The following is a 19,430-nucleotide window of genomic DNA, read 5'->3' as shown; positions in this document are numbered from 1 at the left end:
GGGCGTTTGAGTAAAAAGATAATCGCCAACGATACCTTGTCTGACCGCGAGCTACGCGGAATTACATCACCAGCCAGAGCAGAGCGATAAGCAGTATCAACACCACAATAATCACTCCCGGCTTTTTGAGCCTCCCGGCGAGCGAAGCGGGTTCCGGTGGCAGCGCGGGAATAGCCAGCGTTTCTTGCGCCCGGGCGACACGAAGCACAAAGACCTTATTCAGTAGCGTCAGAATCTGCGTTGCGCTCAACGCCGTTTGCGGCGTGACGTGCCAGCTGTGCTGGGCAAAATCGACGATCTTTTGCCACTCCTGAGCTTCCAGCGGCTGCTTCAGCGCCGCCTGTAGCGAGGTGAGCGTCGGAGCGGCCTGCGCGCTCAGCGTCTGCCGCGCATGCAGCCAGTAGGAGAGGGGGGTGAAATGGGTGGCCGGAATCAGTTCACCGGTTTTCACACCGCACAGCTCCAGCATTGACTGCCAGATAAGTTTGCCGGGTTCGCCGGTCGCCGCGGCAAGCCTGCTCACCTGCTGATTCAGCGTATTGTGCTCCGCGGGCAATAGCGGACGCAGAGTCGGCTGGCGCTGCTGCGGCTGAGGGATCGACAGCTGGCCGTTTTGCAGGAGCTGCAGCACATTTTGCAGCTGCTCCTGCGTCAGCGCGTGCAGCGTCGTTTGCCCATAATGCTGGCGGATATAGTCGCTCACTGCCTGACGGTTGTTCCCCTGACTCAGCAACTCGCTCAACTGCGCCAGAATCTGGCGCTGATGGTGGTTTTGCTGCGCCACGGTTAAGCGTTGATTCAGGTTGTTTTCGGCAGCGCTAAAGTGGCAAGCCAGCAGCGGCGCATCGCCTTTGAGCCCCAGATCGTGCTTGATTCCCGCCCACACTTCCGCGTTCTGCTGCGAGGTTAACGCCACCAGGCGCGTAATCAGTCGCTCGAGAACGGTACGTTGTTGCATGGTTAGCGCGGGCTCTCCGGCGACGGAAGCGCCGGTCCCCGGGGGACGATCGGACATACCTGAAACGGGTTGTGTCATATTAATCCTTTCCGTATTGCTGTACAGAGGCCCGGTGATGATGTTCCTGGCGGCGAGATTATGGCACACTTCCCCGGTTTACTCTCGTTCTCAGACAGGTACTGAACCGTGAAAATCCTCGTTGATGAAAATATGCCCTATGCCCGCGAGCTTTTTAGTCGCCTGGGCGAAGTCGAGGCGGTCCCCGGCCGTCCGGTCCCCGTCGATGCGTTGACCGGCGCCGATGCGTTGATGGTTCGCTCGGTCACCAAAGTCAATGAAGCGCTGCTCGCCGGAAAAGCAATTAAATTCGTGGGCACCGCGACAGCCGGTACCGATCATGTCGATCGGACGTGGCTGCAGCAGGCCGGAATTGGCTTTTCTGCCGCGCCGGGTTGCAACGCGATCGCGGTCGTAGAATATGTTTTCTCGGCGCTGCTGATGCTGGCTGAGCGCGACGGTTTCGCGCTGACCGATCGTACCGTCGGGATCGTCGGCGTCGGCAACGTCGGTGGGCGCCTGCAAAAGCGTCTGGAAGCGCTGGGGATCAAAACGCTGTTGTGCGATCCGCCGCGTGCCGATCGGGGAGATGAAGGCGACTTCCGCACCCTGGATGAGCTGGTAGAGGAAGCGGACGTTCTGACGTTCCACACCCCTTTATATAAAGAAGGTCGTTACTCAACCCTGCATCTGGCCGATGAGGCGCTGATTCGCCGTCTGAAACCGGGAAGCGTGCTGATCAATGCCTGCCGCGGACCGGTGGTGGATAACGCTGCGCTGCTGGCCTGCCTGCAAAGCGGGCAGGCGTTGAGCGTCGTGCTTGATGTCTGGGAACCTGAGCCGGATTTGAACCTTGCGCTGCTGGATCGCGTCGATATTGGCACTGCGCACATTGCAGGCTACACCCTCGAAGGGAAAGCGCGCGGGACGACGCAGGTTTTTGAAGCCTACAGCGCCTTTATCGGCCATCCGCAACAGGTAGCGCTGGACACGTTGCTGCCAGCCCCGGAGTTTGGTCGCATTACCCTGCACGGCGCGCTCGATCAGCCAACGCTGAAACGATTGGTGCATTTGGTGTATGATGTGCGCCGCGATGATGCGCCGCTGCGAAAAGTGGCCGGCGTGCCGGGTGAATTTGATAAGCTGCGCAAGAATTATCAGGAACGCCGTGAATGGTCATCACTGTACGTGCAGTGCAGCGATGTGCAGGCGGCGACGCTGCTGCGTCAGCTCGGTTTTAATGCCGTACATCACCCCATTCGTTAATGTCTTCTTAATGACCCTGTTGGATACTCCGGCAGGGTCGCTTTTCTCTGGAGTAAACCACCATGTCTGAAGGCTGGAATATTGCCGTACTGGGCGCAACGGGCGCCGTCGGCGAAGCCCTGCTCGACACCCTTGCTGAACGTCAGTTCCCGGTGGGTGATATCTATGCGCTGGCGCGCAATGAGAGCGCGGGAGAGCATCTGCGTTTTAGCGGTAAGTCAGTGATCGTGCAGGATGCTGCCGTATTTGACTGGACCCAGGTACAGCTGGCCTTTTTTGCCGCCGGCGTTGAAGCGAGTGCGGCCTATGTTGATGAGGCGACCAATGCCGGTTGTCTGGTTATCGATCTCAGCGGTCTGTTTGCGCTGGAGCCGGACGTACCGCTGGTTGTGCCGGAAGTGAACCCGTTTGTACTGGCCGATTACCGCAATCGCAACGTCATCGCCGTCGCCAACAGCCTGACCAGCCAGCTGCTGACGGCGCTGAAACCGCTGATCGATGAAGGCGGCCTGTCGCGTATCAGCGTGACCAGCCTGATCTCCGCTTCCGCATACGGTAAAAAAGCCGTTGATGCGCTGGCAGGTCAGAGCGCGAAGCTGCTCAACGGTATGCCCATCGATGATGAAGATTTCTTTGGCCGTCAGCTGGCGTTTAACATGCTGCCGCTGCTGCCGGATCGTGAGGGCAGCGTGCGCGAAGAGCGCCGTATTGTCGATGAAGTTCGCAAGATCCTCCAGGATGAAGGATTGATGGTTTCCGCCAGCGTCGTGCAGTCGCCGGTGTTCTACGGTCATGCGCAGATGGTGAACTTCGAAGCAATGCGTCCGCTGGCGGCAGAAGAGGCGCGTGATGCCTTCGCTCGCGGCGAAGATATTGAGCTCTCCGCCGAGCGCGAATTTCCGACTCAGGTCGGCGATGCTTCAGGTACCGCGCAACTCTCCGTCGGCTGCGTACGCAATGATTACGGGATGCCGGAACAGATTCAGTTCTGGTCCGTTGCCGATAACGTGCGCTTCGGCGGCGCGCTGATGGCGGTGAAAATCGCCGAGAAACTGGTGCAGGAGTATCTGTACTGATGTCTGAGATGGAGCAGCAGCCGGTCTATAAAATCGCGCTGGGCATCGAGTACGACGGCAGCAAATATTACGGCTGGCAGCGGCAAAACGAAGTTCGCAGCGTGCAGGAGAAGCTGGAAAAGGCGCTCTCGCAGGTGGCGAATGAACCGATTACCGTGTTCTGCGCTGGTCGCACCGACGCCGGTGTTCATGGCACCGGCCAGGTTGTGCATTTTGAGACCCATGCGCTGCGCAAAGACGCGGCCTGGACGCTGGGGGTTAATGCGAATTTGCCTGGAGACATCGCCGTCCGTTGGGTGAAGCATGTACCGGATGATTTCCACGCTCGCTTCAGCGCTACCGCGCGTCGCTACCGTTACGTCATCTATAATCACCGCCTGCGTCCGGCGGTGTTAAGCCAGGGGGTCACCCATTATCATCAGCCTCTGGATGCGGAGCGGATGCAGCGCGCCGCCCAGTGTTTGCTGGGTGAAAATGATTTCACCTCATTTCGCGCGGTGCAGTGCCAGTCGCGCACGCCGTGGCGGAATATTAACCATATTAGCGTCACGCGGTATGGCGCGTATGTGGTGGTAGATATCAAAGCGAATGCCTTTGTACATCATATGGTAAGGAACATTGTCGGCAGCCTGATGGAAGTGGGGGCCGGGAACCAGCCAGAGAGCTGGATAGCAGAACTTCTGGCGGCGAAAGACAGGAAGCTGGCCGCCGCGACGGCAAAAGCAGAAGGGTTGTATCTGGTGTCGGTGGATTATCCGGCCCGCTACGATCTGCCGGTGATGCCGATGGGCCCGCTGTTTCTGGCGGACTAACATTAACGCTTTATCCTTCAGGCTGCCTGCTTGCTGGCTGCATCTGAGCGTTCCGGTCGGGGAATTCTTTCTGCGACCGGAAACGACCGGTTTGTTGTCGCACGGTATCCTGGCCGATTTTGTGTCGTGTCATTAAGGACTCATACAATATGGACCTGATTCGCTTTTTAATTGATTTCATCCTGCATATTGATGTTCATCTGGCTGAGCTGGTGGCCAACTATGGCGTCTGGGTATACGCCATTCTGTTTTTGATTCTGTTCTGCGAAACGGGTCTGGTGGTGACGCCATTCCTGCCCGGCGATTCGCTGCTGTTCGTGGCCGGCGCGCTGTCGGCGCTGCCGACGAACGATCTGAACGTGCATCTGATGGTGGCATTGATGGTCATTGCGGCCATTGTCGGCGATGCGCTGAACTACACTATCGGACGGCTGTTTGGCGAAAAGCTCTTCAGTAACCCTGATTCGAAGATTTTCCGTCGTAGCTACCTGGATAAAACCCATTCGTTCTATGAGCGTCACGGCGGTAAAACGATTATTCTTGCGCGTTTTGTGCCGATCGTCAGAACCTTCGCGCCGTTTGTGGCGGGAATGGGCCATATGTCCTATCGTCATTTTGCAGCGTATAACGTGGTTGGTGCGCTGCTGTGGGTTCTGCTGTTTACCTACGCAGGCTACCTGTTTGGCGATTTGCCGATCGTTCAGGAAAACCTGAAGCTGCTGATTGTCGCCATTATTGTGCTGTCGGTGCTGCCTGGGGTCATTGAAATTATTCGCCACAAGCGCGCGGCGGCGAAGCAGACCAAATAACCCTCCTGCTTTTATCTGCTTCGGGCAGCAGCGTGCTGCCCGAAGAGGGAAGTGTGAGCGGTACGACCACTTTTTTATCCCATGTTACGGGATGTTATGATTTAATGTGCAACATTCATGGTCTGTAAGGGTCAAAAATGGCATTATGCGCCCCTTACGACAAAACTGGCATCGACCAGGTTCAGGCAGAAAGGTTATCAATGAGCTGGATTGAACGAATTAAAAGCAATATCACTCCCACCCGCAAGGCAAGCATTCCTGAGGGTGTATGGACCAAGTGTGACAGCTGCGGGCAGGTTCTGTACCGCGCGGAGCTGGAGCGCAACCTGGAGGTTTGCCCTAAGTGCGATCACCACATGCGTATGTCGGCGCGTAATCGCCTGCATAGCCTGTTGGACGAAGGTTCCCTGGTGGAGCTGGGAAGCGAGCTCGAGCCGAAAGATGTGCTGAAGTTCCGCGATTCGAAAAAATACAAAGACCGTCTGGCGTCCGCGCAAAAAGAGACCGGTGAAAAAGATGCGCTGGTGGTCATGAAGGGCACTCTGCACGAGATGCCGGTTGTCGCAGCAGCATTCGAATTCTCCTTTATGGGCGGCTCGATGGGCTCGGTTGTTGGCGCTCGCTTCGTGCGCGCGGTAGAACAGGCGCTGGAAGATAATTGCCCGCTGATTTGCTTCTCCGCTTCCGGCGGCGCGCGTATGCAGGAAGCGCTGATGTCGCTGATGCAGATGGCGAAAACGTCAGCCGCGCTGGCGAAAATGCAGGAGCGTGGTTTACCGTATATCTCCGTACTGACCGACCCGACCATGGGCGGCGTATCGGCGAGCTTCGCCATGCTGGGCGATCTTAACATTGCGGAACCGAAAGCGCTGATCGGCTTCGCGGGTCCTCGCGTTATCGAGCAGACCGTACGTGAGAAACTGCCGCCGGGCTTCCAGCGCAGTGAGTTCCTGATTGAAAAAGGGGCGATCGATATGATCGTTCGTCGCCCGGAAATGCGTCTGAAGCTGGCCAGCATTCTGGCGAAGCTGATGAATCTTCCGGCGCCCAGCCAGGACGTCTCTCACGAAGGTGAGGTGGTGCCACCGGCACCGGATCAGGAACCAGAGGCCTGATAATTCGGAGGGCAGGCCTGACGGCGCTGCCCTTTTTTAATTCTATGCGCCATCATTCAAACTGCGGCGCGGCGGAAAGGCTAAAGCCCCGTCAGGGCCCGGTCCAGTGGACAGCGTGGGTGACGAGCGCTGCCGGCAAGAGGCAGTTTGAAGGATGAAGCGTATTTACCGTTAACACTCGCGGACATCATGGAAAAAGAACCTATTCCTCAGGCCACGTCGCCCCTGGCTACGTGGCTTTCCTATCTGGAGCATCTGCACAGTAAAACCATCGATCTGGGGCTGACCCGCGTGAGCGAAGTCGCCGAACGAATGGCGGTGTTAAAGCCGGCGCCGTTCGTCTTTACGGTGGCGGGAACCAACGGTAAAGGAACCACCTGCCGCACGCTGGAGTCTGTGCTGATGGCGGCGGGCTACAAGGTGGGGGTTTACAGTTCACCGCATCTGGTGCGCTATACCGAGCGCGTGCGAGTACAGGGCGCGGAGCTGCCGGAAGCGGCGCATACCGCCTCTTTTGCTGAAATTGAAGCCGCGCGCGGTGAGATTTCCCTGAGCTATTTCGAGTTTGGTACGCTCTCTGCACTGTGGTTGTTTAAGCAGGCGCAGCTCGACGTGGTGATCCTTGAGGTTGGTCTCGGCGGGCGTCTTGATGCCACCAATATCGTTGATGCGGATGTGGCGGTGGTAACCAGCATCGCCCTGGATCATACTGACTGGCTGGGGCCGGATCGGGAAAGCATTGGCCGCGAGAAGGCCGGTATTTTCCGTGCCGGTAAACCGGCCGTCGTTGGCGAACCGGAGATGCCCCATACCATCGCAGAGGTAGCCGCCGGGAAAGGCGCAACGCTTCTGCGTCGCGATGTCGACTGGCGCTATGCCGCCGGTGCGCAGACGTGGTCATTCAGTGACGGGGAGGGGACGCTGGCAGATTTACCGTTGCCTCAGATTCCGCTGCCGAATGCCGCAACGGCGCTGGCGGCGCTGCGAGCCAGCCGACTTCAGGTGAGCGATCGGGCGATTCGCGACGGTATTAAACAGGCCATGCTGCCGGGGCGTTTTCAGATAATCAGCGAAACGCCGCGCGTTATTCTCGATGTGGCGCATAACCCCCATGCGGCAGCCTGGCTCGCCGGACGTCTCAAAAGCCTGTCGAAAACGGGGCGCGTGCTGGCGGTTGTTGGTATGCTGCATGATAAGGATATTGCCGGCACGCTGGCAAACCTGACGGCGGAAGTGGATAGCTGGTACTGTGCGCCTCTGGAGGGGCCGCGCGGTGCAACGGCGCAACAGCTGCAGGAGCATTTGCACGCAGGAAAAGCTTACGCCAACGTGGCTCAGGCCTGGCATGCGGCGATGGCCGATGCCAGACCGGAAGATACGGTGCTGGTGTGTGGTTCATTCCATACGGTGGCGCATGTAATGGAAGAAATAGAGGCGGGGAGAATCGGTGGCGAGTAAGTTTCAGAACCGTTTAGTCGGGACGATTGTACTGGTAGCGCTGGGGGTGATTATCCTCCCGGGACTGCTTGACGGTCAGAAAAAGCATTATCAGGACGAGTTCGCGGCAATTCCACTGGTGCCAAAACCGGGCGATCGCGATGAGCCGGATATGCTTCCGGCGGCGACTCAGGCCCTTCCGGCCCAACCGCCGGAAGGGGCGGCGGAAGAGGTCAGAGCGGGTGACGCCGCTGCGCCGTCATTGGATCCGTCGCGTATTCCGGTTAACAGCAACAGTTTCGATGATGTGCAGGAGCCGGTGGTCGCGCCGAAGCCGCAGCCCAAACCGCAGCCTCAGCCTAAACCGCAGCCTCAGCCGCCGAAGCCGGTTGAGAAGCCGCAGCCGCAGCAACAAACCGTTGCCCAGACGCCGCCGGCGAAACCGGCAGAGATACCTGCTCCGACCGGCAAAGCCTATGTGGTACAGCTCGGTGCGTTGAAGAATGCGGATAAGGTCAACGAAATCGTCGGTAAGCTGCGTTCCTCCGGGTTTAAGGTCTACACGTCGCCTTCGACGCCGGTTCAGGGTAAAATTACCCGTATTCTGGTCGGTCCCGATACCTCAAAAGATAAACTGAAAGGGCAGCTTGGCGACCTGAAACAGATCTCCGGCCTGAGCGGTGTGGTCATGGGATATAGCCCCAACTAATCTTGCCCCTTGCCGCGCTGATGAGGGGCGAAGCTCCTGTCTGACGCGCTTTCAGGAGGCGCAAGGCAGCATGGCGTTGAATGTTTTTTCAGCGCCATTTTTATTTCTGTAGGGCACGGAAATCCCTACGCAAACGTTTTCTTTTTCTGTTAGAATGCGCCCCGAACCGGACGACAGGGCGTAAATCGTGGGATGTTTATGGTCTGGATTGATTACGTCATTATAGCGGTGATTGGTTTTTCCTGTCTGGTAAGCCTGATCCGCGGCTTTGTTCGTGAAGCGTTATCGCTGGTAACCTGGGGATGTGCTTTCTTTGTCGCCAGTCATTACTACACTTACCTGGCTGTCTGGTTCACGGGCTTTGAAGACGAAATGGTCCGCAATGGGATTGCTATCGCGATACTGTTTATCGCAACGCTTATCGTTGGCGCCATCGTTAACTATGTGATTGGCGCACTGGTTGAGAAAACGGGCCTGTCGGGTACCGACAGGGTGTTAGGGATCTGTTTTGGCGCCCTGCGTGGCGTGCTGATTGTCTCTGCGATTCTGTTCTTTCTCGATAGCTTTACCGGTATGGCGAAAAGCGAAGACTGGCAAAAGTCAGAGCTTATCCCGCAGTTCAGTTTCGTTATCAGATGGTTTTTTGACTATCTGCAAAGCTCGTCAAGTTTCTTGCCCAAAGCATAAGCGTTGGGATGTGGCTGAACGAGGAAAAGACGTATGTGCGGTATTGTCGGTATCGCCGGTGTTATGCCGGTAAACCAGTCGATTTATGACGCGTTAACGGTGCTTCAGCATCGTGGCCAGGATGCCGCAGGCATCATCACTATTGATGCAAATAACTGTTTCCGTTTGCGTAAGGCGAACGGACTGGTGAGCGACGTTTTTGAAGCTCGCCACATGCAGCGTATGCAGGGCAATATGGGGATTGGCCATGTTCGCTATCCTACGGCGGGCAGCTCAAGTGCCTCCGAAGCGCAGCCTTTCTATGTCAACTCACCGTATGGTATTACGTTGGCGCATAACGGCAATCTGACCAACGCGCACGAGCTGCGCAAGAAGCTGTTTGAAGAAAAACGCCGCCATATCAACACCACCTCCGATTCTGAAATCCTGCTCAACATCTTCGCCAGCGAGCTGGATAACTTCCGTCATTACCCACTGGAAGCGGATAACATTTTTGCCGCGATTGCCGCCACCAACCGTCAGATCCGCGGCGCCTACGCCTGCGTGGCGATGATTATCGGTCACGGTATGGTCGCGTTCCGCGATCCGAACGGCATCCGCCCTCTGGTGTTGGGGAAACGTGATGTTGGCGATGGTCGTACCGAGTATATGGTGGCCTCCGAAAGCGTGGCGCTGGATACCCTGGGCTTCGAATTCCTGCGCGATGTGGCGCCGGGTGAAGCGGTCTATATTACCGAGAAGGGCCAGCTGTTTACCCGTCAGTGCGCCGAGAATCCGGTCAGCAACCCGTGCCTCTTTGAGTACGTCTATTTTGCTCGCCCGGACTCGTTTATCGACAAAATTTCCGTCTACAGCGCGCGCGTCAATATGGGCACCAAACTGGGTGAGAAGATCGCTCGCGAGTGGGAAGATCTGGACATCGACGTGGTCATTCCGATTCCGGAAACCTCCTGCGATATTGCGCTGGAAATCGCCCGAATCCTCGATAAACCCTATCGCCAGGGCTTCGTGAAAAACCGCTACGTTGGCCGCACCTTTATCATGCCAGGTCAGCAGCTGCGCCGGAAATCCGTACGCCGTAAGCTCAATGCTAACCGCGCAGAATTCCGGGATAAAAACGTCCTGCTGGTGGATGACTCCATCGTGCGTGGCACCACCTCGGAGCAGATTATCGAGATGGCGCGCGAAGCCGGCGCGAAAAAAGTCTATCTGGCTTCCGCGGCGCCAGAGATTCGTTTCCCGAACGTTTACGGCATTGATATGCCGACGGCTACCGAGCTTATCGCCCACGGTCGCGAAGTGGACGAAATCCGCCAGATCATTGGCGCTGATGGTCTTATCTTCCAGGATCTGAACGATCTGATTGATGCCGTACGTGTGGAAAATCCGGATATTCAACAGTTTGAATGTTCGGTATTTAACGGCGTGTACGTCACTAAGGATGTGGACCAGCAGTACCTCGATTATCTCGATTCCTTACGTAATGACGATGCGAAAGCGGTGCAGCGTCTGAACGAAGTGGAAAATTTAGAGATGCATAACGAAGGCTAATTGACCCTGGCGTTGTGAAAAGCCCGCCGTCATATGACCGCGGGCTTTTGTGTTCTTAACGCGTGGCCGCAAGGCTTGCGTCCGCTGCTATAATCCGGCAAAGTCTGCCCCATTATGTGGAAGAGGGCATCATCGTGAAACGACTTATTATTGGTATCTCTGGCGCCAGCGGCGCCATTTACGGTGTGCGACTGCTTCAGATTTTACGCGATGTGCCTGATGTCGAAACGCATCTGATCATGAGCCAGGCAGCGCGGCAGACGCTGGCGCTGGAGACCGAGTACTCTCTGCGGGAAGTGCAGGCGCTGGCGGATGTGGTCCATGATGCGCGCGATATCGCCGCCAGTATCTCGTCGGGGTCGTTCAAGACGGCCGGAATGGTGATTCTGCCTTGCTCGGTGAAAACGCTTTCTGGCATTGTTCACAGCTATACCGATGGTCTGCTGACCCGCGCGGCGGACGTGGTCCTCAAAGAGCGTCGTCCGCTGGTACTGTGCGTGCGGGAAACGCCGTTCCATCTCGGGCATCTGCGCCTGATGGTGCAGGCGGCAGAGATGGGAGCGGTGATTATGCCGCCGGTTCCGGCCTTCTACCATCGCCCGCAAACCCTCGATGATGTGATTAATCAGACCGTCAACCGGGTTATCGATCAGTTCGATATTACCCTCCCGCAGGATCTGTTTACCCGTTGGCAGGGACCTTCGGACGCACTAAAGTAGTGCGTACCGTGAACTTTTGCGCCTCCGCAGTGCAATTTTGTCGCCTCGATCAAATCCTCAACATTTAATTTGTTTTTTTGCGTTCGGCCACTGCGGTTTGTCCGTCAATGCTGTTATCTTCCCTCTTAAGACAATCCTGCAACTTTATATTAACAAATTTAACGCTGTTTCCAGCACGCACTGAGAAGATGGCATAAAACCTGCAGGATGAGTCGGCTACACATAACGAAACAACGCACCATATAACAACATCACGACACTTAAGGGTATTGTATGAAGAAGACGATCCTGGCCCTCTCTTTAATCATGGGAATCAGCAGCGCTTCCAGCGTTTTTGCCGCGCTTCCGCAAAGCATTCGTATCGGTACCGATGCCACCTACGCGCCTTTCTCCTCGAAAGATGCGAAAGGGGATTTCGTGGGTTTTGATATCGATTTGGGCAATGAGCTGTGTTCGCGTATCAAAGTAAAATGTACCTGGGTGGGGAGCGACTTTGATTCATTGATTCCCTCGCTGAAGGCGAAGAAAATTGACGCCATTATCTCTTCCTTATCGATTACTGAAAAACGGCAGCAGGAGATTGCCTTCTCTGACAAACTGTATGCCGCTGACTCCCGTCTGATTGCGCCAAAAGGCTCATCAATCCAGCCGACGCTGGAATCCCTGAAGGGCAAACACGTCGGGGTACTACAGGGTTCCACTCAGGAAGCGTACGGCAATGAGCGCTGGCGTAGCCAGGGCGTGGATGTCGTTGCCTACCAGAACCAGGATCTGATCTATTCCGACCTTGCTGCCGGCCGACTTGACGCTGCGCTGCAGGATGAAGTCGCCGCCAGCGAAGGCTTCCTCAAACAACCTGCCGGTAAAGATTTCGCCTTTGCCGGTCCCTCTGTCAAAGATAAAAAATTCTTCGGTGATGGTACCGGCATTGGCCTGCGTAAAACCGATGGCGAGCTGAAAGCCGCTTTCGACAGTGCGTTGGCTGAAATGCGTAAAGACGGAACCTACGACAAAATGGCGAAGAAATACTTCAACTTCAACGTCTACGGTGACTAAACACGCCGCTGGCCCGGGAAACCGGGCCTGAGGGATTTCGCATGTCCACGATTGCACTAATTTGGTGCAAATTTACCTGCGGTGTTCCGATTTGGTGCATAAAAGGCGGTTTTGTCGCGTGCTTAGTGCATAGTTAAGCGTTTATGATGCGAAATAATTGGCTTCCGGGCGCAGAATGCTTTGCCTTACCGGGGCGAATAATGGCACGATAACTGGCGTAAGTACTTCTAATAAACTCGTTAGAATGACAGTCTGTTGAGGATAGTTATGAAAAAACTGGCGTTGTCTCTTTCTTTAGCGCTGGCCCTTTCCAGCGTTAGCACGGTATTCGCAGCCATTCCGCAAAAACTACGTATCGGTACCGATCCAACTTATGCCCCGTTCGAATCGAAAAATGCGCAGGGTCAGTTGATTGGTTTTGACATCGATTTGGCAAAAGAGCTGTGTAAGCGTATCAATACGCAATGTACCTTCGTTGAAAACCCGCTGGATGCGCTGATCCCTTCTTTAAAAGCGAAGAAAATCGATGCGATTATGTCTTCGTTGTCCATTACCGAAAAACGTCAGCAGGAAATTGCTTTCACCGACAAACTTTACGCTGCGGATTCCCGTCTGGTCGTGAAAAAAGGCAGTGATATCACGCCGGATCTCGCCAGACTGAAAGGCAAGCGGATCGGTGTGCTTCAGGGGACCACCCAGGAGACCTACGGTAATGAGCACTGGGCACCGAAAGGCATTGAAATTGTCTCCTACCAGGGCCAGGACAATATCTATTCCGACCTGACCGCCGGGCGTATCGACGCGGCGTTCCAGGATGAAGTCGCCGCGAGCGAAGGCTTCCTCAAACAGCCTGTTGGCAAAGATTACCAGTTTGGCGGCCCGTCGATTAAGGATGAAAAACTGTTTGGCGTCGGTACCGGCATGGGCCTGCGTAAAGAGGACAACGAGCTGCGTGAGGCGTTAAATAAAGCCTTCGCGGATATGCGCAAAGATGGCACCTACGACAAGCTGGCAAAAAAATATTTCGATTTTAACGTGTACGGTGACTAAGCATCATACGTACCCCATCGCGCGCATGTTGGCGCGCGATGGTCGATGACAGACAGGGCAGACAGCATGCTGTACGGGTTTTCACAGGTTATTTTACAGGGCGCTCTGGTCACGCTGGAGCTGGCTCTTAGTTCGGTTGTGCTGGCGGTCCTCATTGGTCTGGCGGGTGCCGGAGCTAAGCTATCGAGCAATCGACCGCTGGCGCTGGTATTTGAAGGCTACACCACGTTAATTCGCGGCGTGCCCGATCTGGTGCTGATGCTACTGATTTTCTACGGTCTGCAGATTGCGCTGAATACGCTCACCGACGCACTGGGACTATCGCAGTTTGATATTGACCCGATGATCGCGGGGATTATTACGCTGGGCTTTATCTACGGCGCCTATTTTACTGAAACCTTCCGCGGCGCTTTTATGGCGGTTCCGAAAGGTCACATCGAAGCGGCGACGGCCTTTGGCTTCAGCAACGGCCAGACCTTCCGGCGGATCCTCTTTCCGGCAATGATGCGCTATGCATTACCGGGAATTGGCAACAACTGGCAGGTTATCCTCAAGGCAACGGCGTTGGTCTCTCTGCTGGGGCTGGAGGATGTGGTCAAAGCCACCCAGCTGGCAGGGAAAAGCACCTGGCAGCCGTTCTACTTTGCGATTGTCTGCGGCCTGGTTTATCTCGTGTTTACAACCGTCTCCAATGGTGTACTGCTGCTGCTTGAACGCCGTTACTCCGTGGGCGTGAAGAGGGCTGACCTGTGATTGAGATTATTCAGGAGTACTGGAAATCGCTGCTGTGGACCGACGGCTACCGTTTTACCGGGGTGGCTATCACGCTGTGGTTGTTAATTTCCTCGGTGGTGATGGGCGGCATTCTGGCGGTGTTTCTTGCTATCGGGCGCGTCTCAAGCAACAAATACATTCAGTTTCCGATCTGGCTGTTTACCTATGTGTTCCGCGGTACGCCGCTGTATGTGCAGCTGCTGGTGTTTTACTCCGGGATGTATACGCTGGAAATTGTCAAAGGCACCGAGCTGCTGAACGCCTTTTTCCGCAGCGGCCTCAACTGTACGGTGCTGGCCTTAACGCTCAATACCTGCGCCTATACCACGGAGATTTTTGCCGGGGCGATCCGTTCTGTTCCTCCCGGGGAAATTGAAGCGGCGCGGGCCTATGGTTTCTCATCGGTCAAAATGTATCGCTGCATTATTTTGCCGTCTGCGCTGCGTATCGCGCTGCCAGCGTACAGCAACGAAGTGATTCTGATGCTGCACTCCACCGCGCTGGCTTTTACTGCCACCGTGCCGGATCTGCTGAAAATCGCCAGGGATATTAACTCGGCGACCTATCAGCCGTTTACCGCCTTCGGGATTGCCGCGGTGCTCTATTTAATTATTTCGTATGTGCTGATTAGCCTGTTCCGCAAGGCGGAAAAGCGTTGGTTGCAGCATATAAAACCTTCTTCGACGCATTGAGACCGCCATGTCCGACAATAAATTAAATGTTATCGATCTCCATAAACGTTACGGCGAGCATGAGGTGCTGAAAGGCGTCTCGTTACGGGCGCAAGCCGGGGACGTTATCAGCATTATCGGTTCATCGGGTTCCGGTAAAAGTACCTTTTTGCGCTGCATTAACTTCCTGGAAAAGCCCAGCGAAGGCACGATAGTGGTTAACGGGCAGAATATTGGTCTGGTCCGCGACAAAGACGGTCAGCTGAAGGTCGCAGATAAAAACCAGCTGCGTCTGCTGCGTACGCGCCTGACGATGGTGTTCCAGCATTTCAACCTGTGGAGCCATATGACGGTGCTGGAAAACGTCATGGAAGCGCCGATTCAGGTTCTCGGGCTGAGTAAGCAGCAAGCGCGCGAGCGGGCGGTGAAATATCTGGCGAAAGTGGGCATTGATGAGCGCCAGCTGATCAAATACCCGGTGCATCTCTCCGGCGGTCAGCAGCAGCGCGTCTCCATTGCGCGTGCGCTGGCGATGGAGCCCGATGTGCTGCTGTTTGACGAACCGACTTCCGCGCTTGACCCTGAACTGGTAGGGGAAGTGCTGCGTATCATGCAGAAGCTGGCGGAGGAGGGGAAAACCATGGTGGTAGTGACCCATGAAATGGGCTTTGCGCGCCATGTCTCGTCGCACGTCATTTTCCTGCACCAGGGTAAGATTGAAGAAGAAGGCCATCCGGATGAGCTGTTCGGCAATCCGAAAAGCCCCCGCCTGCAGCAGTTCCTGAAAGGCTCCTTGAAGTAAGCCTGCGGTCTCTCCCGGCGAAACAGCTCGCCGGGAGCAGATTACCGCTCCAGCCGATATACCCAGTCATCGTAATCGACGCCGTTCAGGTGATAGGCTTTTTCCAGCACCTGAATCCGCACAAAACCGTGCTTTTCCAGCAGACGCGCCGACCCGATATTGTCACCCAGTACCCAGGCGTTAATGGCATTGACGCCGAGTTGGCTAAAGCCGTAATCACATATCGCCCGCAGCGCTTCACTGGCATATCCCTGACCCTGTGCCTCCGGGATGAGGGCATATCCGACATCGGCTTCATGCGGGTTTTTACTGCTGATGCGCAGGCCGATATCACCGATGGCCTCACCCTTTCTATCGCGTAGCACAAACACGCCGGGATCCGTGCAGCGCGTAGCAAACAGGGGGCGCAGCGCGGGTTCATCGAGCATTTCGCCCATAAAGCGCATCACTTCGCGATCGCGACGCAGGCGGAGGAAAAACGGCCAGTCGGCTTCCGTAAACGGAGAAAGCAGCAGTCGGGGGGTTGTTAAGGTCATCATTTGCAGGTTGTTCGGTGGATCGTTAGCTCACCTTAACACCAGAAAGTACCGGATAATATGATCTTATACCGCTCGTGGCGGTGGATTACCTGACAGCAGGTGAAGTCGGGCAAGGCGCGTCGAGCCCGTGAAACTAGCCCGGTAAGGTTTCGCCAGGCGGTGAGGCGCGCAGCCGCACAGCCAGATTCAGGTTATCGATCGCCAATAGGATCGCCGGTTCAGGCAGACGCAGGCATAATCTTCACCGCGATAATGAAGGCGGGTACCACTGGCGATGGACCATCGGGGACCCTCCCGGCAGAGCGGTAACTCTCCCGGGAGGAAAATGGACCGCGTTTACCCGACGATATTTCTTAGCGCTTCTTCCAGATCGTACCAGCGGAAGCCAAAACCGGCATCCTCCAGGCGCCGGGGCAACGCCCGCTGCCCGCCGAGTACCAGTACCGACGACTCTCCCATCAGCAGGCGAATCGCCGTTGCCGGTACGCGGAAAATTGCCGGACGATTCAGCACATGCCCGAGAGAATGAGCAAACTGTTCATTGCGGACCGGATAAGGGGAAACCATATTGAAAGGCCCGCTGAGATCGTTATCCAGCAGCCACAGAATACCGTTGACCATATCATCGATATGAATCCAGGCCAGATACTGCCTGCCGTTACCAATAGGGCCACCGAGACCAAGCCTGAAAAGCGGCATCATTTTGGCCAGAATCCCGCCGGTCGACGCCAGCACCACGCCGGTGCGCAGCAGGCAGACGCGGGTGCGGTCGCTTTGCGCCTCGCAGGCCAACTGCTCCCAGCGGACGCAGAGTTTATGGGTGAACTCATTGTGCGGCGGCTCATCTTCGGTCACCACCACTTCCCCGAGATCGCCGTAAAAGCCTACGGCAGAACCGCTGATCAGCACCGAGGGTGGCGTATCGCTGGCGTTGAACAGATTCACCAGCTTTTGAGTGATATCCCAGCGGCTGTGACACAGGCGCTGCTTTTGCTCTGTCGTCCAGCGTTTGTCGGCGATAGGTTCGCCCGCCAGATTGATGACGGCATCAATATCATTGAGGTGATGATGGCCTTCGAAACCGCGCCACAAGGTGACGCGGGCATCCAGCCGGGTTTGCGCTTTTTCCGGGCTGCGCGTTGATACCGTTACGTGATGCCCAAGCTCCAGCAGCCGGGGGATCAGATGCCGGCCAATCAGGCCGGTACCGCCAGTAAGCAGAATCCTCATAGCGCCTCCCTAAGAAGCTTAGCGTCGCCAGCTCATGGTCATTGAGACGGAGTCGGCGTAGCGCAGTGCATAAAGTTTATCGATCTCAACTTCAGCATAAGTGACCCAGTGATGTTCGCATGCGATGTCGAGCACATCCTGAGTTAATTTTTCCAGCAGCGAGAAGCGGTTATTCTCAATATGGCTGATGATACGCTTGGTAATCGTGCGGTAATTCAGCGCATCGTTGATATCTTCACTGTTGCGGGACCGCTCCGCCGGGTAGTGAATCGCCACATTGATCACCACATCCTGGCGGTTAGCGATTTCTTCTTCTTTGATTCCAATAAAAGTACGTAAGCGTAGGTTCTTTATACGAATAATGGCGTCTGGCTGAGACATTGCAGGCTTCCTCCGTGTTGTCATTTCCGCAATCATACATGAAAGCAAGCCATGCGAGCAGGGGGGTTATTGGTGTTGTATTTTTATCAGCGCCTGCCCGGTGGCCGGACGCTGACGAATGCGTTCAAACCAGTTATGAATCGCCGGAAAATGTGCGAGATCAATACGCTGGCGAGGGTGGGCGCGAATCCACGGCCAGCAGGCAATATCGGCAATACTGTAATGTTCGCCGCCGAGCCATGGGCTGACCTCCAGACGACGGTTCAGTACGTTGTACAACCGCTGGGTCTCGACCTGATAACGCTCTATGGCATAGGGCACCGCCTGCGGCGCGCTGTGGTTGAAATGGTGGTTCTGCCCCAGCATAGGGCCTAATCCGCTGACCTGCCAGAACAGCCACTGGAGCGTGGTATGGCGTTCCCGCAGCTCGCCGCTGAGCAGTTTTCCTGATTTTTCTGCCAGATAGAGCAGGATTTCCCCGGACTCAAACAGGCCGAGCGGCGCGCCACCGTCAACGGGGAGGTGGTCGACGATGGCGGGAATTTTATTATTCGGCGAGAGAGCGAGAAACTGCGGGCGAAACTGTTCCCCTTTATTGATATCGACCCGAATCAGGCGGTAGGCCAGCTGCGCCTCTTCGAGAAAGAGAATAATTTTCTGGCCGTTAGGGGTGGGTGCGTAGTAAAGGTCGATCATGGTGACTCCCGCCGTGGTAGGTCGCACGTGTTCGAGTATAGGCGACCTGCCGTCATCCGGGAGGCGGGGGGCTAAATTTTGCCCGCAGGGTCGGGATGGTCGCGCAACTCGTGCACCAGGCTGATAAAAGCCTTCAGCCCGGGCGGAACGTGGCGGCGGCCGGGATAATAGAGGCGTAGACCGGCAAACGACGGGCACCACTCATCCATCACGCTGACGAGCTTGCCGCAGGCCAGATCTTCCTTGATAAACCAGTCCGAGATATAGGCCAGTCCAAGGCCGGCGAGTACCGCACAATGGATGGCGCCCATTTCGCTGAGGGTAATACGCGGCGGGACGTTCACCGTCAGCTTGTGTTGCTGGCGCTCCAGCTCCCAGTGATAGAGTCCGCCGTGTGACATACGCATCCCGATGCTCTGATGATGCAGCAGATCTTCCGGGCTGTGCGGAATGCCGCGGCGGGCAAAATATTCTGGCGCACCGACGATACGCATCCGCACATCGGGCGTCAGCGTGACGGCAATCATATCCTGCGGCAGCGACTCCGCCAGGCGGATGCCGGCGTCGTAACCTTCGGCGACAATATCGATCAGCCGCGATTCGGTGGTGATGTCGAGACGCATGTCCGGGTAGCGCTTGAGGAAGGTATCGAACAGTCCAAACAGCAGGGCAACGCTCTCGCGTGGCGCATTGATGCGCAGCGTGCCGGTCGGCATTTCCGGTTGAGTGGCAATCTCTTCCGATGCGCGCTGAATTTCTGCCAGCGCAGGTGCCACGCGCTCGACGTAGCGTCGCCCGGCCTCCGTCAGCGCGACGCTGCGGGTGGTGCGGTTAAACAGGCGTACGTTGAGCCGCTCCTCCAGTCCGGCGACGGCGTTGCTGATGGCGGTGGCCGACATGCCCAGCTCCCGGGCAGCCGCTCGGAAGCTCTGGCGGTGGGCAACGGCAAGGAGGACTTCCAGTTCAGTAAGACCGCTACGGTGCATGATTATCCCGATTTTCGTGACAGGCTGTGTTGATTATACCCTCTTATCG

Annotated in this window: 21 protein-coding genes; 15 read left to right on the top strand and 6 right to left on the bottom strand. The window is 56.2% G+C overall.

The window, feature by feature from the left end; translation table 11 throughout:
* Positions 1 to 61: 61 nt before the first annotated feature.
* Positions 62 to 1,036 (bottom strand): flagella biosynthesis regulator Flk, encoded by a 975-nt coding sequence (flk, locus tag MC50_RS00985; RefSeq protein WP_064384691.1) that lies wholly within the window; start codon positions 1,034 to 1,036, stop codon positions 62 to 64.
* Between the two features lie 108 nt (positions 1,037 to 1,144).
* On the opposite strand from flk, the gene pdxB reads away from it, so the two are divergent.
* The 15 genes from pdxB to hisP all read left to right on the top strand — a co-directional run bounded on the left by pdxB (position 1,145) and on the right by hisP (position 15,549).
* Positions 1,145 to 2,281: a 4-phosphoerythronate dehydrogenase PdxB gene (gene pdxB / locus MC50_RS00980; RefSeq protein WP_047663343.1), complete on the top strand. Its 1,137-nt coding sequence runs from the start codon at positions 1,145 to 1,147 to the stop codon at positions 2,279 to 2,281.
* 62 nt (positions 2,282 to 2,343) lie between these two features.
* A complete protein-coding gene (locus tag MC50_RS00975; RefSeq protein WP_004865217.1) occupies positions 2,344 to 3,357 on the top strand; it encodes an aspartate-semialdehyde dehydrogenase in 1,014 nt (337 codons plus the stop codon).
* A complete protein-coding gene (gene truA / locus MC50_RS00970; protein ID WP_004865214.1) occupies positions 3,357 to 4,169 on the top strand; it encodes a tRNA pseudouridine(38-40) synthase TruA in 813 nt (270 codons plus the stop codon). The genes MC50_RS00975 and truA overlap by 1 nt, the downstream gene beginning before the upstream one ends.
* 149 nt (positions 4,170 to 4,318) lie before the next feature.
* On the top strand, positions 4,319 to 4,978 hold the full coding sequence (locus MC50_RS00965) for a DedA family protein (RefSeq protein ID WP_004865212.1): 660 nt from the start codon (positions 4,319 to 4,321) through the stop codon (positions 4,976 to 4,978).
* A gap of 200 nt (positions 4,979 to 5,178) precedes the next feature.
* The gene (gene accD / locus MC50_RS00960; RefSeq protein ID WP_015583770.1) at positions 5,179 to 6,093 is read left to right on the top strand and encodes an acetyl-CoA carboxylase, carboxyltransferase subunit beta; all 915 of its coding nucleotides are present in this window, start codon (positions 5,179 to 5,181) and stop codon (positions 6,091 to 6,093) included.
* Between the two features lie 189 nt (positions 6,094 to 6,282).
* Complete coding sequence (gene folC / locus MC50_RS00955; RefSeq protein ID WP_047663342.1) at positions 6,283 to 7,551, top strand: bifunctional tetrahydrofolate synthase/dihydrofolate synthase; 1,269 nt, start codon at positions 6,283 to 6,285, stop codon at positions 7,549 to 7,551.
* Entirely contained in the window at positions 7,541 to 8,239 is a 699-nt protein-coding gene (gene dedD, locus MC50_RS00950; protein ID WP_004865204.1) for a cell division protein DedD, read from the top strand. The genes folC and dedD overlap by 11 nt, the downstream gene beginning before the upstream one ends.
* A gap of 198 nt (positions 8,240 to 8,437) precedes the next feature.
* A complete protein-coding gene (cvpA, locus tag MC50_RS00945) occupies positions 8,438 to 8,926 on the top strand; it encodes a colicin V production protein (protein ID WP_004865201.1) in 489 nt (162 codons plus the stop codon).
* Positions 8,927 to 8,959: 33 nt separating this feature from the next.
* Positions 8,960 to 10,477 carry an amidophosphoribosyltransferase gene (purF, locus tag MC50_RS00940; RefSeq protein WP_032686639.1) on the top strand — a complete coding sequence of 506 codons (1,518 nt, stop codon included), beginning with the start codon at positions 8,960 to 8,962 and terminating at the stop codon, positions 10,475 to 10,477.
* Between the two features lie 134 nt (positions 10,478 to 10,611).
* Positions 10,612 to 11,196, top strand: coding sequence for a UbiX family flavin prenyltransferase (locus MC50_RS00935; protein ID WP_047665377.1), 585 nt, complete (start codon positions 10,612 to 10,614; stop codon positions 11,194 to 11,196).
* Between the two features lie 273 nt (positions 11,197 to 11,469).
* The gene (gene argT, locus MC50_RS00930; RefSeq protein WP_004865192.1) at positions 11,470 to 12,252 is read left to right on the top strand and encodes a lysine/arginine/ornithine ABC transporter substrate-binding protein ArgT; all 783 of its coding nucleotides are present in this window, start codon (positions 11,470 to 11,472) and stop codon (positions 12,250 to 12,252) included.
* A gap of 267 nt (positions 12,253 to 12,519) precedes the next feature.
* Complete coding sequence (hisJ, locus tag MC50_RS00925) at positions 12,520 to 13,302, top strand: histidine ABC transporter substrate-binding protein HisJ (protein WP_004865189.1); 783 nt, start codon at positions 12,520 to 12,522, stop codon at positions 13,300 to 13,302.
* Between the two features lie 66 nt (positions 13,303 to 13,368).
* Positions 13,369 to 14,055, top strand: coding sequence for a histidine ABC transporter permease HisQ (locus MC50_RS00920; protein WP_004865186.1), 687 nt, complete (start codon positions 13,369 to 13,371; stop codon positions 14,053 to 14,055).
* A complete protein-coding gene (gene hisM / locus MC50_RS00915; protein ID WP_004865184.1) occupies positions 14,052 to 14,768 on the top strand; it encodes a histidine ABC transporter permease HisM in 717 nt (238 codons plus the stop codon). Before MC50_RS00920 ends, hisM begins: the two co-directional genes overlap by 4 nt.
* 7 nt (positions 14,769 to 14,775) lie before the next feature.
* On the top strand, positions 14,776 to 15,549 hold the full coding sequence (gene hisP / locus MC50_RS00910) for a histidine ABC transporter ATP-binding protein HisP (protein ID WP_102990872.1): 774 nt from the start codon (positions 14,776 to 14,778) through the stop codon (positions 15,547 to 15,549).
* Between the two features lie 41 nt (positions 15,550 to 15,590).
* On the opposite strand, the gene MC50_RS00905 is transcribed toward hisP, so the two are convergent.
* The 5 genes from MC50_RS00905 to MC50_RS00885 all read right to left on the bottom strand — a co-directional run bounded on the left by MC50_RS00905 (position 15,591) and on the right by MC50_RS00885 (position 19,381).
* Positions 15,591 to 16,088, bottom strand: coding sequence for a GNAT family N-acetyltransferase (locus MC50_RS00905; protein ID WP_047663341.1), 498 nt, complete (start codon positions 16,086 to 16,088; stop codon positions 15,591 to 15,593).
* 336 nt (positions 16,089 to 16,424) lie between these two features.
* Entirely contained in the window at positions 16,425 to 17,318 is an 894-nt protein-coding gene (locus MC50_RS00900; protein WP_032686641.1) for a TIGR01777 family oxidoreductase, read from the bottom strand.
* Positions 17,319 to 17,336: 18 nt separating this feature from the next.
* The gene (folX, locus tag MC50_RS00895) at positions 17,337 to 17,699 is read right to left on the bottom strand and encodes a dihydroneopterin triphosphate 2'-epimerase (RefSeq protein ID WP_004865171.1); all 363 of its coding nucleotides are present in this window, start codon (positions 17,697 to 17,699) and stop codon (positions 17,337 to 17,339) included.
* Positions 17,700 to 17,765: 66 nt separating this feature from the next.
* Entirely contained in the window at positions 17,766 to 18,395 is a 630-nt protein-coding gene (gene yfcG, locus MC50_RS00890) for a GSH-dependent disulfide bond oxidoreductase (protein ID WP_015583782.1), read from the bottom strand.
* A 71-nt stretch (positions 18,396 to 18,466) separates the two neighbouring features.
* Entirely contained in the window at positions 18,467 to 19,381 is a 915-nt protein-coding gene (locus MC50_RS00885) for a LysR family transcriptional regulator (RefSeq protein ID WP_047663340.1), read from the bottom strand.
* Positions 19,382 to 19,430 lie beyond the last annotated feature (49 nt).

Origin of the sequence: Klebsiella planticola, assembly GCF_000783935.2 — a bacterium.
Classification (GTDB): domain Bacteria; phylum Pseudomonadota; class Gammaproteobacteria; order Enterobacterales; family Enterobacteriaceae; genus Klebsiella; species Klebsiella planticola.
The sequence above is the reverse complement of the archived record's forward strand: the minus strand, read 5'-3'. Positions and strand labels throughout refer to the sequence as shown.

Excerpts from the sequence above, each read along its gene's own strand:
- flk (WP_064384691.1), bottom strand. The coding sequence starts at position 1,036 with ATGACACAACCCGTTTCAGGTATGTCCGATCGTCCCCCGGGGACCGGC.
- MC50_RS00975 (WP_004865217.1), top strand. The coding sequence starts at position 2,344 with ATGTCTGAAGGCTGGAATATTGCCGTACTGGGCGCAACGGGCGCCGTC.
- truA (WP_004865214.1), top strand. The coding sequence starts at position 3,357 with ATGTCTGAGATGGAGCAGCAGCCGGTCTATAAAATCGCGCTGGGCATC.
- MC50_RS00965 (WP_004865212.1), top strand. The coding sequence starts at position 4,319 with ATGGACCTGATTCGCTTTTTAATTGATTTCATCCTGCATATTGATGTT.
- accD (WP_015583770.1), top strand. The coding sequence starts at position 5,179 with ATGAGCTGGATTGAACGAATTAAAAGCAATATCACTCCCACCCGCAAG.
- folC (WP_047663342.1), top strand. The coding sequence starts at position 6,283 with ATGGAAAAAGAACCTATTCCTCAGGCCACGTCGCCCCTGGCTACGTGG.
- cvpA (WP_004865201.1), top strand. The coding sequence starts at position 8,438 with ATGGTCTGGATTGATTACGTCATTATAGCGGTGATTGGTTTTTCCTGT.
- purF (WP_032686639.1), top strand. The coding sequence starts at position 8,960 with ATGTGCGGTATTGTCGGTATCGCCGGTGTTATGCCGGTAAACCAGTCG.
- argT (WP_004865192.1), top strand. The coding sequence starts at position 11,470 with ATGAAGAAGACGATCCTGGCCCTCTCTTTAATCATGGGAATCAGCAGC.
- hisJ (WP_004865189.1), top strand. The coding sequence starts at position 12,520 with ATGAAAAAACTGGCGTTGTCTCTTTCTTTAGCGCTGGCCCTTTCCAGC.
- MC50_RS00920 (WP_004865186.1), top strand. The coding sequence starts at position 13,369 with ATGCTGTACGGGTTTTCACAGGTTATTTTACAGGGCGCTCTGGTCACG.
- hisP (WP_102990872.1), top strand. The coding sequence starts at position 14,776 with ATGTCCGACAATAAATTAAATGTTATCGATCTCCATAAACGTTACGGC.
- MC50_RS00905 (WP_047663341.1), bottom strand. The coding sequence starts at position 16,088 with ATGATGACCTTAACAACCCCCCGACTGCTGCTTTCTCCGTTTACGGAA.
- MC50_RS00900 (WP_032686641.1), bottom strand. The coding sequence starts at position 17,318 with ATGAGGATTCTGCTTACTGGCGGTACCGGCCTGATTGGCCGGCATCTG.
- folX (WP_004865171.1), bottom strand. The coding sequence starts at position 17,699 with ATGTCTCAGCCAGACGCCATTATTCGTATAAAGAACCTACGCTTACGT.
- yfcG (WP_015583782.1), bottom strand. The coding sequence starts at position 18,395 with ATGATCGACCTTTACTACGCACCCACCCCTAACGGCCAGAAAATTATT.
- MC50_RS00885 (WP_047663340.1), bottom strand. The coding sequence starts at position 19,381 with ATGCACCGTAGCGGTCTTACTGAACTGGAAGTCCTCCTTGCCGTTGCC.